This is a genomic window from Rhodococcus sp. no. 34 (assembly GCF_054589475.1).
Window position 1 is genome coordinate 539,824 of record NZ_BAAILK010000012.1, and the last position, 17,537, is coordinate 557,360.

Annotated in this window: 16 protein-coding genes; 6 read left to right on the forward strand and 10 right to left on the reverse strand. The window is 60.3% G+C overall.

The annotated features are described in order from the left end of the window. Position 1: 1 nt before the first annotated feature. Positions 2-1,702, forward strand: coding sequence for a class I adenylate-forming enzyme family protein (locus tag ACYP01_RS03480; protein ID WP_459678668.1), 1,701 nt, complete (start codon positions 2-4; stop codon positions 1,700-1,702). 84 nt (positions 1,703-1,786) lie between these two features. Here ACYP01_RS03480 and ACYP01_RS03485 read toward each other — a convergent pair whose 3' ends face one another. From ACYP01_RS03485 to ACYP01_RS03505, 5 genes are all read right to left on the reverse strand, one after another. Next, positions 1,787-2,434 (reverse strand): GntR family transcriptional regulator, encoded by a 648-nt coding sequence (locus ACYP01_RS03485; protein ID WP_459678669.1) that lies wholly within the window; start codon positions 2,432-2,434, stop codon positions 1,787-1,789. Positions 2,435-2,462: 28 nt separating this feature from the next. Then, positions 2,463-3,230 carry an enoyl-CoA hydratase/isomerase family protein gene (locus tag ACYP01_RS03490; protein ID WP_003940516.1) on the reverse strand — a complete coding sequence of 256 codons (768 nt, stop codon included), beginning with the start codon at positions 3,228-3,230 and terminating at the stop codon, positions 2,463-2,465. Further along, on the reverse strand, positions 3,227-4,297 hold the full coding sequence (locus ACYP01_RS03495; protein ID WP_003940543.1) for an acyl-CoA dehydrogenase: 1,071 nt from the start codon (positions 4,295-4,297) through the stop codon (positions 3,227-3,229). The genes ACYP01_RS03490 and ACYP01_RS03495 overlap by 4 nt, the downstream gene beginning before the upstream one ends. Then, positions 4,294-5,421: an acyl-CoA dehydrogenase family protein gene (locus ACYP01_RS03500; protein ID WP_099697564.1), complete on the reverse strand. Its 1,128-nt coding sequence runs from the start codon at positions 5,419-5,421 to the stop codon at positions 4,294-4,296. The genes ACYP01_RS03495 and ACYP01_RS03500 overlap by 4 nt, the downstream gene beginning before the upstream one ends. 111 nt (positions 5,422-5,532) lie before the next feature. Beyond that, positions 5,533-6,681, reverse strand: a complete 1,149-nt coding sequence (locus ACYP01_RS03505) for a TetR/AcrR family transcriptional regulator (protein ID WP_180279585.1) — start codon at positions 6,679-6,681, stop codon at positions 5,533-5,535. A 200-nt stretch (positions 6,682-6,881) separates the two neighbouring features. On the opposite strand from ACYP01_RS03505, the gene ACYP01_RS03510 reads away from it, so the two are divergent. Beyond that, complete coding sequence (locus ACYP01_RS03510) at positions 6,882-8,039, forward strand: acyl-CoA dehydrogenase family protein (RefSeq protein WP_054827919.1); 1,158 nt, start codon at positions 6,882-6,884, stop codon at positions 8,037-8,039. Between the two features lie 65 nt (positions 8,040-8,104). Here ACYP01_RS03510 and ACYP01_RS03515 read toward each other — a convergent pair whose 3' ends face one another. Further along, positions 8,105-9,550: an aldehyde dehydrogenase gene (locus ACYP01_RS03515; RefSeq protein ID WP_003940386.1), complete on the reverse strand. Its 1,446-nt coding sequence runs from the start codon at positions 9,548-9,550 to the stop codon at positions 8,105-8,107. A 186-nt stretch (positions 9,551-9,736) separates the two neighbouring features. Here ACYP01_RS03515 and ACYP01_RS03520 point away from each other — a divergent pair, with 186 nt between their 5' ends. After that, on the forward strand, positions 9,737-10,690 hold the full coding sequence (locus ACYP01_RS03520) for a TauD/TfdA dioxygenase family protein (RefSeq protein WP_081305339.1): 954 nt from the start codon (positions 9,737-9,739) through the stop codon (positions 10,688-10,690). 10 nt (positions 10,691-10,700) lie between these two features. Here ACYP01_RS03520 and ACYP01_RS03525 read toward each other — a convergent pair whose 3' ends face one another. Continuing rightward, positions 10,701-11,255, reverse strand: coding sequence for a TetR/AcrR family transcriptional regulator (locus ACYP01_RS03525; RefSeq protein ID WP_003940253.1), 555 nt, complete (start codon positions 11,253-11,255; stop codon positions 10,701-10,703). Between the two features lie 185 nt (positions 11,256-11,440). Between ACYP01_RS03525 and ACYP01_RS03530 the strand changes: the two genes are divergently transcribed. Continuing rightward, positions 11,441-12,682: a cytochrome P450 gene (locus ACYP01_RS03530; protein WP_459678671.1), complete on the forward strand. Its 1,242-nt coding sequence runs from the start codon at positions 11,441-11,443 to the stop codon at positions 12,680-12,682. Beyond that, a complete protein-coding gene (locus ACYP01_RS03535; protein ID WP_058226212.1) occupies positions 12,679-13,047 on the forward strand; it encodes a limonene-1,2-epoxide hydrolase family protein in 369 nt (122 codons plus the stop codon). Before ACYP01_RS03530 ends, ACYP01_RS03535 begins: the two co-directional genes overlap by 4 nt. 5 nt (positions 13,048-13,052) lie before the next feature. Here the strand turns inward: ACYP01_RS03535 and ACYP01_RS03540 are convergent, their stop codons facing one another. After that, positions 13,053-14,438 carry a lipase family protein gene (locus ACYP01_RS03540; protein WP_447000803.1) on the reverse strand — a complete coding sequence of 462 codons (1,386 nt, stop codon included), beginning with the start codon at positions 14,436-14,438 and terminating at the stop codon, positions 13,053-13,055. Next, complete coding sequence (locus ACYP01_RS03545; RefSeq protein ID WP_459678672.1) at positions 14,438-15,721, reverse strand: hypothetical protein; 1,284 nt, start codon at positions 15,719-15,721, stop codon at positions 14,438-14,440. The genes ACYP01_RS03540 and ACYP01_RS03545 overlap by 1 nt, the downstream gene beginning before the upstream one ends. 354 nt (positions 15,722-16,075) lie before the next feature. Here ACYP01_RS03545 and ACYP01_RS03550 point away from each other — a divergent pair, with 354 nt between their 5' ends. Further along, on the forward strand, positions 16,076-16,783 hold the full coding sequence (locus ACYP01_RS03550; RefSeq protein ID WP_459678674.1) for a hypothetical protein: 708 nt from the start codon (positions 16,076-16,078) through the stop codon (positions 16,781-16,783). 98 nt (positions 16,784-16,881) lie between these two features. On the opposite strand, the gene ACYP01_RS03555 is transcribed toward ACYP01_RS03550, so the two are convergent. Continuing rightward, the gene (locus ACYP01_RS03555; protein ID WP_459678676.1) at positions 16,882-17,499 is read right to left on the reverse strand and encodes an alternate-type signal peptide domain-containing protein; all 618 of its coding nucleotides are present in this window, start codon (positions 17,497-17,499) and stop codon (positions 16,882-16,884) included. Between the last annotated feature and the right edge of the window lie 38 nt (positions 17,500-17,537).

Below are 17,537 nucleotides of genomic sequence, written 5' to 3' on the forward strand. Positions count from 1 at the left end.
GATGACGGCTACAGAGATCCAGAGCCCTGACATGAGTTCGAGTTGGCCACTCGGGCTGCCCCGCAGCTTGGAATATCCCGACTGTGGTGCCGATGCGATCCTGGCCGGAGCGGCCCGCTCGTACCCGGACCGCCTCGCGCTCGTCGACGGCGACACGTCACTGACCTACTCGCAATTGCGTGATCAAGCGCTGCGCGTAGCGCAGGGCCTGCGGGAGCGCGGTGTCCAGCCCGGTGACGCCGTGGGACTGCACATGCCGAACTCGATCTGGTTCATTGTCGCGTACTACAGCGCACTGTGCGCCGGAGCAGCAGTGGCTCCGATAAATCCGGCCCAGCCCGTGGCCGAATTGAAGCGCCAACTAGACGACGTCGACGCCAAGGTCGTCTTCACCCATCCATCTTGTGCTGCAACGGCAATCGAGGTCAACGCACTGTCCACACCGCCTCGCATCCTGGTACTGGTTCCGGGAGCCGGCGCGCAGTCCGGCCATTGCGAAGGTCTCACCTCCATCACAGACCTCGCCTCGTCGAAACCGCTGGCCGACTACCGGGTGGATCCCGAACTTGTTGCTCACCTGCAATTGACCGGCGGCACAACCGGAAAGTCCAAGGCCGTACGAGTGCTGCACCGGAATCTCGTGGCCAACGTGCTCCAATCCGCCTGTTGGCGCTCCGGTCATCGAACCGAACTAGTCGACGGGGCACTTCTCGTTCGGCCGATCGACGGCGCGTTGACGCGTTACTCCATCGTTCCGGGTGAGGGCGCGTCGATCTCGATCGCGCCGCTGTTTCACGGACTCGGTCTGGTCAGTCACAACTTCACCACCTTGCTCGGTGGCACGGTGGTACTCGGGACGCGCTTCGATCCGGACCGATTTCTCGCCGACGTCGACAGGTATCGAGTGACGTACATCGGCGGGTCTCCCACCATGTACTACGCGTTGCTACGCGCACGAACCCTGCGTGAGCACGATCTGGGTTCGGTTCGGATTCTCGGATCCGGAGCAGCCCCACTCGACACGACGGCGATCCGTACACTGCGAGGGGTCTTTCCGAACGCACTCGTCACCGAAGGCTACGGGCTCAGCGAAGCAACAATGGGTCTGACGATGGGTTCACCGTGCGAAGAACGCCCCACCCCGTTGGGGAGCGTCGGCCTCCCCTTCCCCGACACCGAGATTCAGATCCGCGACGAAGTCACCGAAGCTGTACTGGCAGCGGGCGAGACCGGTCAGATCTGGGCCCGAGGTCCGCAGATCGCCGACGGATATCACAACGAACCGGAACTCAGCGCCGGCCAGTTCATCGGCGGTTGGCTTCATACCGGAGACATGGGTTGGCGTGACGAGCAGGGCAACCTGTTCATCGGTGGGCGCTCCAAGGACTTGATCATCTACAAGGGGTACAACGTCTACCCGCAGCCACTCGAAGAGTTGGTGTGCTCGCACCCCGACGTATTGCAGGCGGCTGTAGTCGGCGCCCCCGACCAACTGGCCGGGGAGATTCCGGTGGCCTTCGTCGTGGTCGACTCGGAGTCAGTCGATCGGGTCGAGCAGATTGCCACCGAGATCATGGAGCACGTTGCCACGCAGGTTGCTCCGTACCAGAAGATACGTGACGTATACGTACTCGACGAGTTGCCGTCGACCCAGACGGGGAAGATCCGTAAGAACGAACTTCGTGACAGTCTGGCGCCCTGAGCGTTCGTCCCTCACACGACTACAGTTGCGCGGTATCCGAGAGTTCTACGGATACCGCGCAACTGTTCGCTCTTTCGTCAGGGTTCAGCGAGGTTGGCCACGGCCGAGCCTTCTCACTACCAGAGCTTCGGTAGCAGATCGGTGTTCGTCGCTGGCGCGAATCAGTTCGGCCGAATCCTGATCCCGGACGGCCTGGAGAATCCTGCCGTGGTCCTCGGAAACCTGCCGCCTCGACGACGGTTCGTGAATGTACAGGGCGCGGTAGAAGTCCGACATATACCAGAGCCGATCCACTTCCTGCAGCACGCGCTTCAGGGGCGAATACGAGAACAGGCGGAAGTGGAACTGACGGTTGGCTTCCTGAAACTCGGGTCCCTCCTCGCTCGGTTCGGCCTGGTCGACCCGCTCCTGGATTCCTTCCAACTCGGCGACGTCGACGCCACCGAGATCGATCGACGCCAGGATCTCCGTTTCGAGCAGACGTCGCATCAGGTAGAGCTCTGAAAGATCTTCACTGCTGAATCTGGCGACGGTGTACCCGGTGTTGGACTTGTGTTCGAGGACCCCCTCTGCCTGCAGGGTCGAAAGTGCCTCGCGGACCGGAATTCTGCTCACGTTCAACCGCTCGGCGAGCTCGCTTTGGTGAACCTTCTGTCCAGGCAACAGCTCGCCCGAGACGATCATCTGCCGGATCTGTTGCAGGCAGCGTTGTGCACCGGTTGGTTCCTTCACGGTGGACACGATAGTGGTCGCGTCGACCTCACCTCGCTTTGAACTGCGGTTGCACTCGTGCGAGGTTGGCCTCGATGCCGGCGACGCAATCTTCGGTCCCCCACAGAACAACCTGCTCCGCCAACTCTCGCTCGAGCACAGTGGCGACCTCGTCCCGCAGCCCTGCGCGCAACGTCGCCTTCATGGAGCGGACGGCCAACGGTGCGCTCGAGGCAATTTCGTGTGCGTACGCGAGCGCCTCCTGCCGAATGTTCGCATCCTCGGCCAGACGGTCCACCAAGCCGAGTTCGTGCGCCTGTGTGCCGGTCAGCCGCCGCGCCGTGTACAGCAGATCGGCTGCGCATTGTGCCGAGACGATTCGGGGCAAGGTGACGCTGAGCCCGAATCCCTGATGAAACCCCAACGCAGCGAAGTTCGCGTGCAAACGCGTCGAGGGCCCGGCAACGCGAAAGTCCGCCGCGCAGGCGAGGCCGAGCCCACCACCCACCGCGGATCCCTGCACTGCCGCAATCACGGGAACCGGAATCTCGAACAACCGCAATGCCTCTGTGTAGATCGTGCGTACCGTGTCGGCACGATCGGGCCCCAGTCCGCCCTCACCGAAGTTCGCGCCGGCGCAGAAGTGTTTGCCTGCCGATGCGAGAACGATCGCTCGAATATCTCCACCGTTGACGAGATCGTCTGCCGCATCGGCGATCTGCTGCAGGAGTGCCTGATCGAAGTAATTGGCGGGCGGACGTGAGAACTCGATGGTTCCTACGTGTCCGTCGATTTCCAGGTACACGGCGTCGGTCATGATTTCAGCTCCAAGGTCGGTTGAGGGTCGGTGATCAAGCGGGGCAGGGAAGGCATTGCCGCGACGGCCGTTCCGAGTTGCTTCGCAAGCGCGATCTCGTCCCCGAACTCCGATCTCCAGGCATGCAGTCGACGGGTGAGTTGTTGCAAGCGGTATTCGCGGGTCATGCCGATCGCACCGTGCGCCTGGTGGGCGGCGCGCACGCTCGCGAGCGCATTTTGCGAAACCACCAATTTGGTTGCACACACTTCGAAGTCGGCGTCGCGACTGGTGAGCGCATACGCAGTGCGATCCACGGCCAGCGTGGACATCGATGCCATCTGAGCGAGGGTGACGATGTGCTGCTGGACGGCTTGGAATTGCGCGATGGGCCTGCCGAACTGCACCCGCTCCGACACGTAGCGCCGGGTCAGCGTCGATACCGCCTCCATGGCTCCCGCCATCTGCACCGATCGCAGGAAGGCGCCGAGTCTACCGAGAATCCGGGGATCGACCGGGTTGTCACCGTCGACGGTCCGCGCTTCGGAGAACGTCAGGCTCTGACGCGGTTGCCCCGCAAAGTCCGTCCCGGAACCGATCTCGGCGTCAGAGATGTTCAGGAGTACAACTCGATTACCGAGAACTGCCGCCAGCACTGACGCGGCGCTCCCCCACGGCACATCGTGAAAGGTTCCCGATACCAGGCCGTTGCTGGTCCGACGCGCATCGTCGCGCTGCGATCTCGGCGCGACGGTTGCGATTCCGGAGGGCACCGGTAGCCCAGCCGCTGCTGCCAGTCTGCCGGCAAGGTACGTCTCGGCGAGGGGCAACGGCGCAGCGTGCCTCGCGGCAGCGCGCTGCACAGTAACGGCGTCGAGGAGCGAGCCACCGGAACCACCTGCAGATTCGGGAAGACCGACCAGCGGCAGCCCCAGTTCCACTGCCGCGTACCATAATCCGGTTGGCAGACCGTCGCTCTCGGCCTCCGCTACCACCTCGGTGCCGGACTTCTCGGCGAAAAATTGCTCGACCATCGCTTCGAGGTCGGCGTCGAATGTGTGCGCGTTGATCTCTGACCCCGAATTCATCGGTTCAATCCTTTCATGATCACGGTGCGGAGAATTTCGTTGGTGCCGCCGCGAATCGACCACGACGGCGCCACCAGCACGGCCCGGGCAAGCAGTGATTCGTACGGATCGTCGGATGCAAGGTCTGGCGCCCGGCCGAGGTGCCGCGCGACGGTCGCAACACAGTCCTGTTCGAAGCGTGTAGCCATCTCCTTGATCAGCGCGGCCTCTGTGACCGGCGAGCGACCGGCGTCGACCATCCGTGCGATGGACAGCGACATCCCGCGAAAAGCCCAGCAGCGTGCGGTAATCGAGCCCAGATCGACGAGGGCAGCTGGACCTCCTTGCGCTGCTTGGTTGGCCGCCCAGTTCTCGAGGACCGGCATCAGCGACATCCAGCGGTCGACGCCACCTCGCTCGAGTGCGAGTTCGCCGGTGTTTTGTCCCCAGCCCGCTCCGACGTCTCCGAGGCGACGCGAATCCGGCACGAAAACATCCTGGAACGACACCTCGCAGAAGTCCTCACTACCGTCGATGAACGGAATGGGTGAGACGGTCAGGCCCTCGCTGTCGCGATCGACGATCAGCTGAGTGAGTCCGTTGTGCTTGTCTGCCGAGGTTCGAAGCAGGGCGAGTATGTGTGTGGCGTGGAAGGCGCCGGTGGTCCAGATCTTGGTGCCGTTGACTTTCCAGCCACCATCGACACGTTCGGCGCGAGTGCGCACTGATGCCAGGTCCGACCCCGAGTCGGGCTCACTCATCCCGATCGAGAACGAGAACTCACCGCTCGCGATACCGGGAAGGAAGTACCGCTTCTGTTCTTCCGTGCCGTTGGCGGCGATGCTCGGACCCGACTGTCTGTCCCCGATCCAGTGATACCCGACCGGTGCTCCCCGCGCGAGAAGTTCTTCCACGACGACCAATCGATCCACTGCTGACCGTCCGCCCCCACCGTATTCCTTCGGCAGCGACATGCCGAGCCACCCACGGCTACCGAGATCTCGCGAGAACACCGGATCCACCGCCCCCGACATCCCGAGTCCAAGTGGATAGCTACCGGGGGTGAGCCGCTTGTCGAGGTATTCCCGTACTTCTGCCTGAAGTTCGAGTTCCTCGATCGTCAGCTCTGTTGCGTCGAAACGCATGGACGTCTCCGATCAGTTGAATTCATCGACTAGGTTCTTGAGGAACGTATGCAAAAATGTATACCATCTTGAATATGGCTGTCTGCCAACAGTACCCGGCTGATTGCGCGGCTAACTGGCCAGCAAGACGGCGGAGCCGATCTCGAACAGGCGCTCAGGCAGGTCGTCACGACGACGTAGTCGGCCGATACGCACGGCGTTCTCCACAACCGTCAGAGCAGCATTGACGGTGATTCTGGCCGTCGCGGGTTCCAGTCCCGGACGAACGTCGTCGAGCATCTTGACCCACAACGCGACGTACTCACGCTGATTCTGTTCACACGTGCGGCGGAACTTGTCCGGCAATTGGTCGAGTTCACTGATCAACAACCCGATCAGATGACGCTCGTTGATCGCGAAATCAATATGTGCCGCAAGCAATCCGGACAACGCGTCCTCCGGCCCGGTTGCCGCAGCGAGCGCCTGCGCGACACCGATCCGGCGCCGCTCGCCGCCTCTCGAGACCGCCGCGATCAGTAGGTCGATCTTGGCATCGAAGTGGTTGTACACATTGGGGCCCGTGGTTCCGGCAGCCTCACCGATGTCCTCGGTGTTGACCGCCTGATACCCACGCTCATCGAACAGACGAATGGCTTCGATCAACAAGAGTTCACGTCTCGGCATCGCCACCGGAACGTGACCGGTCGGCGTCTCCATCTTCACCTCGGAGTGACCGAGTTCCGTATGCACCGCCCGCTCCGCCAACTCTGCCAGCAGCAGTTCCATCTGACGTCTCGGTAGTGACACCCGATGCGAGGACACGCTGTTGAAGACGGCAATGAGAGCCCAGGCGAGCAGATAGCTGTCTTCTTCGTCGAGCTCGGGACGTTCCGTTCTGATCAGCGCAGCATCGCGTGCGGCAGCGCTCTTGAGCGTCGCGCGCATTTCCTCCCGTTGCTCGTCGGGTAGGTAGCGAGCTTCGCGTTGCCACAGGAGAGAGAGCCCTCGACGACGAGACACCGACGCCGCAAGCTCCGCGATCAGCGATTTCAGATCCTCGGACCCGGCGACTCGATCGTAGAGAGATTCGATACCTGCGTTGACCGCTGCGTAAAGCAGATCCGGCTTGTTCTTGAAGTGCCGATAGAGGGCCGGGGCCGTGATTCCGACTGCCGCAGCGACCTGCGCAACGGACACATTGTGATACCCGTGCTCACGGAAAAGTTCGCCTGCAGCAGCAAGAATTTGCTGCTTACGGTCGTGGGGCCTACGTACGACCATCGTGACTCTCTCCTTCGCGACAACCGGAACTCGAACAACCTGGGTTGCATCGTCAAACGCGTACCTATGAGTTATTATTCACTTATTGCTGTAAAACAACAGCTCATTCCGCAATTTTCTCTCAACATCTGGTTAGAGAACCTTACCTCACCGCAGAACCGGATACCTGACTTCAGGGTACCGAGCCCAAGGAGAATCGCGTGCAACGAACCGTCTACAACAGCGATCACGATACGTTCCGTCACATGATTCGGACGTTCATCGCCCGTGAGGTCGTCCCACACTTTCCAGAATGGGAGGAAGCCGGCATGGTTCCTCGATCACTGTATAGACAGTTGGGTGACCTCGGAATATTCGGAATCGAACTGCCCGAGGAGTACGGCGGCGGCGGCGAGGCGAGCTTCAAGTATCAGGCCGTGATCCGCGAGGAGACCGCACGGGCAGGGGTCACGTTCGGCGCCGACGTCGTCCATACGTGCCTGGTCCTGCCTTATCTGGTGGAGTACGGCAACGACGAACAGAAAGCGCGATGGCTTCCCGGTTTCCTCTCCGGCGAACTGATGACCGCCATCGCGATGACCGAGCCTGGCGCCGGTTCAGACCTTGCCGGGATCAAAACAACGGCGCGACTGTCCGGCGACGGCAGCCACTACGTCCTCAACGGATCCAAGACGTTCATTACCGGCGGAGTACAGGCTGACCTGATTCTCGTGGTCGCTCGCACCAGTCCGCCGAGCGAAGTGAACCGCCGCGCCGGTCTGTCGATTCTCTGTGTCGACACCACGTCGGACGGCTTCGGCGTCGGTCGCAAGCTCGAGAAGTTGGGACTGAGAGCGCAGGACACCGCCGAACTCTCGTTCACCGACGTCCGCGTGCCTATCGAGAACCTCCTCGGCGAGGAGGGTGCTGGTTTCGGCTACCTCACCCGAAATCTCGTCCGGGAACGACTCGGCGCCGCCGTGGGGTCCTACGCGAATGCCAGCGCAGCAATCGAGTTCACGACCGAATACGTCAAAGAGCGCGAGGTCTTCGGTGCCCCCGTGGCTCAGTTCCAGAACACGAAATTCGTATTGGCCGAATGCTCGGCAGAAGTCGCGGCCGCGCAAGCTGCGGTCGACCGCGCACTCGATCTCGACGAGATCCGTGAGTTGACCGTCGCGGACGCCGCGAGGATCAAGCTCTTCTGCACCGAGATGGCCGGCCGCGTCATCGACAAATGTCTGCAACTACACGGTGGATACGGCTACATGCGTGAGTACCCGATCTCTCGCCTGTATGCGGACACACGGGTCAACCGAATCTATGCGGGCTCGAGTGAAGTGATGAAGACGATCATCGCCAAGGACATCGGCATTTGACACGAGCTGATTCGGCCCCACCTCGACAATCGAAGTGGGGCTGAATCTTTTGCGACTTCGCCGGGTCAGGCGGGGAGGAAGATGCTCTTGGCTTCGAGGTACGCCGCCAGACCTTCAGGGCCGAATTCGCGCCCCACACCGGAATTCTTGTAACCGCCGAAGGGACCAACGACGTCGAATCGTTGGCAGTTCACCGAGAAGGTACCGGTCCGGATCTGCCGTGCCACCTCGATGCCGCGCGCAGTGTCCGCAGTCCAGACCGCTCCCGAGAGTCCGAGGTCGGAATCGTTGGCAATCGCGATCGCGTGAGCTTCGTCCTCGAACGCAATCAGGCAGACGACCGGCCCGAAGATTTCCTCGCGAGCAATCCGCATGGAGTTGTCGACGTTGCCGAAGACCGTGGGTTCGACGTACCAGCCTGTCGAAAGCCCCTCCGGCACAGACCCTCCCGTCAAGATCTTCGCACCCTCGGCCTCACCGATTCCGATGTAGTCGAGCACTCGTTGCTGCTGCGCCGCACTGGTCATCGGTCCGATCACAGTCGCCGGATCGGTCGGATCACCAACTTTCATCACCGCGACCGCAGCCGCAAACTTCTCCGCAATCTCGTCATACCTACTGACCGGCAACAGAATACGCGTCAACGCGACGCAAGCTTGACCACTGTTGGCAAAGGATCCCGCCACGATGTTGGGCAGCGCCTGATCGATATCTGCGTCTTCGAGAACTATCGCAGCCGACTTGCCACCGAGTTCGAGTGTCACTCGTGTGAGATTCGCGGCTGCAGCAGCCATGATCGCCTTACCTGCTACCACCGACCCGGTGAAGGCCACCTTGTCGATTCCGGGGTGGGACACGAGATGAGCGCTCACGTCCCGGTCGGCAGGCAAGACGCTGAGCACTCCCTTCGGAAGTCCTGCCTGTGAACATATTTCGGCCAGCAAGTTCGAATCGAGCGGCGTCTCCGGAGCCGGTTTCAAGATCACCGCACATCCGCTCAGAAGTGCCGGAGCAAGTTTCGCAGCGATCACCAACTGCGGCACATTCCACGGAACGATTGCTGCGACGACACCCACCGGTTCGTGACGGATCAACATCGGGCCGCCGACGCCCGCACGCGACTCTTCGAACGGAAACTGCGCCGCAACGGCACACGCCGTGCCGTATGCCGCAACGGCTCCCAACACCTGCGTGCGCATCGCCGAACTGGCCGGAGCACCGTTCTGCCGCGAGATCAGCGCTGCGAATTCCTCACTCCTGGCGAGGATCGCGTCCTTGATCCGGGTGACCACCGCAATGCGGTCAGTGAGGGGCGTCTGCGCCCACACTCCGGAATCGAATGCCGCCCTCGCGATCTCCACTGCGCGGTCGACATCTGCCGTCGACGCGGCTGGAACCGAACCGATCACGCTCTCCGTATGCGGCGATATCACCTCGATGACGCCGCTACCGGACGGTGTCACCCATTCGCCGCCGATGAATAGTTCCGTGTACTCGACACGTGCTTCCATGCTCGCCCACTCCTCAGGTTTAGTGTTCAACCGATCAGGACACTGATCATGTGAATCTTCCTTCGACCATCTGATTCAGATCATAAAGTTAATTTGCAATAACGCAAACAAGCGTCTTGCCAACCCTTGACACAGTTAAGGATTGAGCCTTACCGTAGCGGAAGACCCCCACCCGAACGAGTAAGGATGACGGACATGACGGCATTCGTGAGCGGACAGATCTACCCGGTAGCAACCGATCCACTCGCTGCTTACGGGCCACTCGTGGCCTCACGCACCGCCGAGGGATTCGACGTATTGCCGTACACGCGTTTCACACTCACTCCGACGACGCCTACCATCGGTGCGGAAATCTCGGGAATCAGCCTGAGCGGCCAACTCTCGGACGAGACGATGTCGGAACTTCGCCGGGCACTACTCGAATGGAAAGTACTCTTCTTCCGCGATCAAACTATCGAACGCAGCGAACACCGAGATTTCGCGAGCCGATGGGGCTCACTGGAGCAACATCCGTTTTTCAAGTACACCCAACCAGGCCAGAGTGAAGCCGACATTGTCACTCTCGCCAAAGACGCGATGACCGGCGGTGTGGAGAACAACTGGCACAACGACGTCAGCTGGCACGAATTCCCCTCGTTCGCAGCGGTCTTGCGTGCAGTCGAGGTTCCGTCAGTCGGCGGCGATACCTTGTGGGCCGATACCGGAGCGGCATACGAACTACTCCCGGAGGGCATCAAAGAACGTATCGATAACCTTGTTGCCGAGCACGATTGGATCAATTCGTTCGGCAAGCACATGGATCCGTCAACAGTGGCGAAGTTACGCCCACAGTTCCCTGCCGTTCGACATCCGGTGGTGCGGGTGATCCCCGAGACCGGGCGGAAGGTACTCTTCGTCAATCTCAGCTTCACTCAGAGGATCGTCGGGGTGCCCGAAGCCGAGTCCAACGAGCTACTCACCCTGCTCTACCGACACGTGCATCGCCCCGAATTCCAAGTACGACTCAAATGGCGGACGGATACGATTGCGTTCTGGGACAACCGAACTTGTCAGCACTATGCGGCCAGCGACTACTTTCCCGCTCGCAGAGTGATGGATCGAATCTCGATCGTCGGCGACAGGCCCGTAGGCACTCGCTGACGCGGGAGCCTCAGGAGCTGACGAACGACTCGACCATCCGTCGTTCGGCGGCCCTGTCTGCGAGAGGCCATGCCAAGAGCATCAACACGATCCGAACCACCCACTGCGACTCTTGACCTTCAGGATCCAAGCCCGCAAGTTCCAGCGCAGTACGCGGCAGCAACGGCGAGGACACGAGATACTCGTCGATTCCGTTGGCCCGCGCCGCCGCAAGGCCGTGGCTCATGGCAGCGTCGGATCTGATCGCGTCGACGGCGACGAGGATCGACTCCACGATGCGCTCGTCGCCGTGCAGTGATTCGACGGCAGTCGCGACCTGGCTCGCCACGGATGCCGCGCCTCGTGACAACAACCCCTCGCGGATCGCGGACTTGCCACCTACGTAGCGGTAGAGCGTTGCCCTCGAACAGCCTGCGCGGGCAGCGACGTCGTCGGCATTGAACCGATCGAATCCCTGTTCTCGAATCAGCTCCGCCGCAGCCGCGAAGATGCGCTCGGTTGCGAGTTCACTGCGGTTACCGCCGGCCAGCCAGTCGGCGGCGCGACGCTCGTTTGCACCGGTCACTGTCCGTCACCTCGTCTCACTCTGAGACAGATTTAATCAGAAATCTCTGCGGTGCGGAAGGCGGTGACCCTCTGACCAGGGAGAAGCCTTGAAGGCCCAACGGGCGTGAGATTTTCACAAAATACCAGTTCAGAGGCCTTTTCCACCTGTTGACTTCTCCTTCCTGGCCGTGAAATCTTCCCTTCGTGACACTATCGACGCTCGACATCAACCCTTTCCTGCCGTCGAACATCGACGACCCGTACCCGCTATACGACGTACTCCGGCGCCGGCACCCCGTGTACCGCATTCCTGATACCGACTTCTATCTGGTGTCCACGTGGGAATTGGTCACCGAAGCCGTTTCCCGTACCGACGACTTCTCCAACAACCTCACCGGCGTGCTGGTTCGTACACCGGACGGTTCGGCCGTGACCTTCGACATGAACGGCGGCGGCCAAGCTGTTCACGTTCTCGCGACTGCCGACGAGCCCGACCATCAACACCAGCGCAAACTTGTCTTGCCGACACTGGTCGCCAAACGTATACGAGCACTCGAGCCGGTGATGACCGAGTACACGCAGCAGTTGTGGGACAACGGCTTCGACGGTCGACGGATCGAATGGGTCACGTCGGTAGCGGACACGCTGCCGCTACAGATGGTTGCCACGCTGATCGGCCTGCCGGCACACGACGTCCCCCAATTGCTGGCGTGGTCGTACGACAGCACCGAACTTCTCAGCGGCATCGTGACGTCGGAGCGTTTGACAGGCGTCGTCACCTCGGCGGCCGAACTCACCGGGTACCTCTACAGCAAGTTTCGTGAGGCACGGGCTCACCCGGTGGATGATCTACTCGGAGACCTCGTCCGTTGCTGTGACGCAGGCGAACTCAGCGAAGACGTGGCCGTGCTGATGTTGGTGCAACTCGTCGGTGCGGGTGGCGAATCGACCGCCGGACTGATCGCCAACTCTGCACGGTTGCTCGCCGAGCGCCCTGAGATGCAGACGCAGCTGCGCGAGGACCCTCTACTCGTGGGTGCGTTCCTGGAAGAAACGCTCAGGCTCGAGTCACCCTTTCGCGGACATCACCGACATGTCAACGCGGACACAACACTCGGCGACGTGGCGCTACCTGCCGGCAGTCACCTCATACTGCTGTGGGGCTCGGCGAACCGCGATCCTGAGTCATTCACCGAACCACAGGTGATGAACCTCGACAGGGTCAATCCCCGAGCGCATTTCGCCTTCGGTAAAGGAGCACATTTCTGTGTCGGGGCCGCGCTGGCTCGTCTGGAAGCAAAGATCGCGATCGCAGTCCTTCTCGAAAACAGTGCGCACTTCACAATCGATTCCGAATCCCCACCCCGTTGGGCCCCCAGCATGTTCGTACGCCGCCATCAGAGTTTGCACCTGAACGTCTCACCACACCGAGAGGTCACACCATGAGCCCTGAAGAACTTGTCACTGCTTTCTGCGCCGAGTGGAAGATGGGCAGTGCCGAGAAAATCGCGTCGTACTTCAGTGAAGATGCTGTCTACCATAATATTCCGATGGCCCCGATCGTCGGGCGCACCGAGATCCTGAATTTCCTGGAAGGCTTCATTTCGGCCTTCGGTGGGATCGAATTCACGATTCATCACCAGTCTGCCAACGGTGCGACTGTACTCAACGAACGGACCGACCGATTCGACCTCGGCGACAAACACGTAGTCCTGCCGGTTATGGGGATCTTCGAGATCGTGGACTCGAAAATTGTTGCATGGCGTGACTATTTCGATTTTGCACCGATCAACAAACTGCTGGCCGGGTGACTCGCTCAGTTGTCGAAGTTGTGCGCTATCCAGTCGATCGTCTGCATTCCGAACAGATCAGTTCCCCAACCGTATGGATCCGTGAATGCGCGGTCCATACTGCAGTCGGTGGGCTGGTAGCTCACGTCCGTCCCTCGACTCCTGTACGTGTCCGCCAGTTCTCGCGCATCAGCTGCCGGTACAAGTGACATCGGGGAGTCGTCCTTTGCGCACGAAGTTATCAATACCTTCGACGCCGGAGCACCGTGGCCCAGTACGTTGTCGTCGTACGCGCGCTGGAAACTGGGTTCTGTGATCGGATCGATCCCCGGCTCGAAAAGGCTCGCCAGCGGTACGAACGGAAGCGTGAAGTACGCCGGCATCTGGCACTCATCCCGGTACACGTCGGCAATCGCTCGGCCCACGGGATTGAGCTTGTCGTTCAACTTCATCTCGGGATACCACGGTTCGAGACCGAGGAGCGTCGCAAATCCGAAGCCTGCGCCGACCGAGGAATCTGTTGTCTCCATGAATGTTCGGGGCTTGATCACCATGCCCTCGAGGACTGTCGAGACGATATCGAGTTCCGGCGCGTAGGACTGCGCAGATTCGGCGGCGAATGCCGAACCGACTCCACCACCAGCGATTCCGAACAACGCAATCTCCGCATCCGGATTCAGCTCGGAATCCTGCAGCTGAAATGCTGCGCGCACAGCATCCAACTGCGCGTGCCCCGCGAACTTACCCGCGAAGACCCCGTGGGGATCACGGTCTCCGTTGTTCCCGACGTCGGAAATTACTACGGCATAACCTTTTCCGAACATCAGCGCCAGCGGACCCAAGGCCGACCAGGAGGCGCCGTCCAGCGGATCGCCGCCGGTCCAGTGTGAACTCGGATGACAGTAGCCGCCGACGCTGTCGTTGGCCTCCTGATAGCTGATGATCTTCTTCTCCGACGCCGGCGTTCCGTCGATCGGGATCATCATGATTCCAGTGCTCACTACCGGCGTCGAACCGTCGATTCCGGTTGTGACATACATGATCTTGTAGGCGTCGAGCTGTCCCGGTTTGTATCCGGTGAACAGTACATCCACCTTCTTCGACTTCAGGAGGTCACCGGGACGCTCGGCGCCGGTCAACACCGGCTCGTCGTAGAAAGGATCCTCCGCGGTGAGTGCAGTGAAGATCTCGTCTTCCGATGCGAACTCTCCCGACCCGAGCGCACCGACCGTGAACCCGTTGAAAATCTCTCCCAGAGTTGGAGTATCGGTCCGAAACTCCTGGGATACCGGAGCTTGCGCGTCGTCTGGAACACCACTGTCTGGGGCCTCGGCCCCAGCAGTCGCAGGCAGAACCAGCGCAACGGTCAGCGCTACCAGCGGGGCAAACCTTCGAAATCTGGCACCCGACATCACTGAACCGTCACTTTCAAACTGGAGAGGGCCGATTCGAGCGTTTGTGGGAGGGTCACCATCGGGCGGTGACTCTCCAATTGAATTTTGTAGGGAACACTCAATGTGGCTACGAGCCGTGGCCAATCTTCTTCGACCATCGCTCGGTACTTCGGCAAGAGCTGCGAGGTGATGTAGTCCCACCGGTCCTCGTACACCGACCAGTTCCAATCCGGTAGGGGCAGTGTCACTGTCGCGGTGCGTCCGTCCGCCAGTGTTGTCGCGAACTCGAGAGACCGAAACGAGCGAGGCGGTACGACGCCGGCGACCGAAGGTGAACCGGCGACAGTCGATGTGTAAGTGATCGCCTCTCCCACATCACCTTTGTAGGCGCGCACGGTATCCCACTGGTCGCGGATGATCACCCCTTGCTCACGTTGGAGCAGTGCTACGTTCCCACGTGCAATCCGATTCGAATCGCCGGAAGCTACATCACGCCAGGCGTCCATGACATCCTGACCGAACAATCCGGCACTCTGCATTTCCTCCAGCGCGGGAAGTCCTTCATCCACGTATGCCTGATGCATCGGCATCAGATCCGAGAAGATGTTCTTCTGCATCACCAGGATCATCCCCAGCACATAATCCAAGTCGTCCGCTGTGACGTTCCTGCCCACCGCGGCGAGTGCGCGCAGCCCTGCCGGCAATTGGTTCAGCGCTTGCACGCCAACCTGATCCGTGACCTGAGAAACTATCGAATTGGAAACATATTGCAGATTCGGAAACGAGTACATGTCCGCCATCAGTTCGAAGTCGATCAGTCCCCCGCCGAAGTCCGCACCAACCTGTCCACCCATGCCCGCCCACTGCAATTCCGGGTGACCGAGTTGCAGATCCTCGTAGTAGCGGTACGACTTCACCAGGTTCGTGCGATTAGCCGACACTCCGGCGCGCGGATTCCACGATGAGAGATCGATTCCGGCGGCTTCCGTGGCAGCGACCAATCGATACTGAAACAGCAAGGCCGCATAGGATTCCGGACTGCGACCACTGGCGCGGGCTTCTTCCACAAGGGCTTGCAAGGTGCCGAGATCAGTCGGCAACGCGGGATGGACACCGCCCGGACCGTGTTCGGCATTCCGATTCACCAAAGGCAAATTCACGTACTCGTCCAGCTCGGACGCCGACGCTGAAATCTGTACCGAGAGCAACGCGGACATCGCCAGCGCACATGCCGTCGCGGCTGCGAATACGTCGCGCGCCCAACGACGTCGCCGAACACCTGCCCCCAGGTTCATCCGCATATCGATCCCTGTACTCAGGTCGGCACCGCCCCGATCGATTGCCGAATCCTACCTACTTTGCAGTAAGATAACTGAATCTGGGAGAAAATCCAAATTTCGAATCAACATCTCTGCAGCGACTGAAGCCATTGCAGATGAGAATCTTTTACCCCGAATAGTCGGCATCGAAACCCACTCGACAAGCGATCGTCCAGCTATCCGCGCCCCAATCTACGTGTCGCATCCACTCCGATTACAGTTCATTTTCAGCTCCCTCGCAGATTATTGATCAAACTTCCGAAAATGGTTGCACAACAGACAGTTAACTCTCACAACTCCTCACCCTTGGACGTTTGTCCGACTAGAATTCGGGTTATGAAAACTACCAGTTACTCATCTCGAAAGCCTGGCGCGCTATGGAGCACAGTCATAGGGATACTCACGGCCCTCGTACTTGCACTGGTGGGCGGAGCACTGATGCCGTCGCTCGCTCACGCAGCGGACGGTGAGAGTGGAATCATCGAGTACTCCGCAGACAACTCGACCTGGGGAGATACTTCCAAAATCGTCTGGAGCACAGACATACTCATCCCGGGTGGGACCAACACAACCACATTCTACGTCCGAAACGCATCGGACCGCGCAGGTGAGGCACACTTCTACGTCGGAGACTACGAAATCAGCGACGGCATGGAAGCCTTCCTTCGTGTCGACGTAAACGGCGTCACCGGCAATCCGCTCACCGTCACCGGCAATGCCGCCACACCAGGGACCCAGTTGAACTCGGTCCGCCTCGCACCGGGCCAAAGTGCCAAGGTTGCCTTCGTGATCGGAATGCCCGTCGAGGCAGGGAATTCTTCGCAGAACGGCAGTATTACGCCGAACTGGAGTGTGGACCTCACACTCGATTCCACCGATACACCCGTCACGCCCGGCGGAACCGGATCACTCGATTTCGGTTCCCTGAATTTGGGGTCGGCGAGCTTCGGTTCACTCGACACCGGATCAGTGAAGACCGGATCTACCAGCTCCGGATCGCTTGATGTCGGATCGCTCGGCAAGCCGGTCACATTCATCGGATAACCTCCCCTACAACAATTCACAAAGTGAGGCCGGATAGCAGATTTGCTACCCGGCCTCACTTCTGAACAGCTACAGCGCTCGTGTTGTCCGCACCGACATCATGCGGGAATCTGCACCAGATTCACGTCGAATCGCGCCAAGTTCAACGACTGATCCATCGACAACGCTGTCGCGGAATCCTTGTCGAAGGTGAAACGTATTGCCACGTCGACTATCTTGCCGTCCTTCGCCGTACTGACCACAGTTCCGTCGGAACCGACAGGCACTGGCACCCCGTCGAGCTTGACTTCGGTGACCGGCTTCAGCTGGGCAACAAGCGCAGCTCCGCCGGAGACACCCAGATCACTGGTCGACAGCTTTGCCTTCATTCCAGTTCCCTTGATCTCCAACGCGAAACTGGCGTGGTAGGTCAGAACGTCGCCCGGCACGACAACCATCGTCGACAGATCGATCGAACCGTTCTGATCCGTCCAGGTAGGTGCGGTGACAGTTTTCAGCGCCAACGAACCGGATTCGACCGGAGTAGTCACCACAGGCGTAGTTGTGGCCGGAACGGACGTGGTCGTGGTGGGCTTACCGCCGCCGGACGAACCCAACGAGCCCGTATCAGCACAGCCAGTCAGGAATGCCGCCCCTCCGAGCATGACCAGCGATGCGCCGATCATTTTGGTACGTCGCGTATTCCATCGACTTGTGGGAACGATGCGATCATTCATTCGAACTCTCCCGTTCCCGAATTCCGTCTCTTCTATAT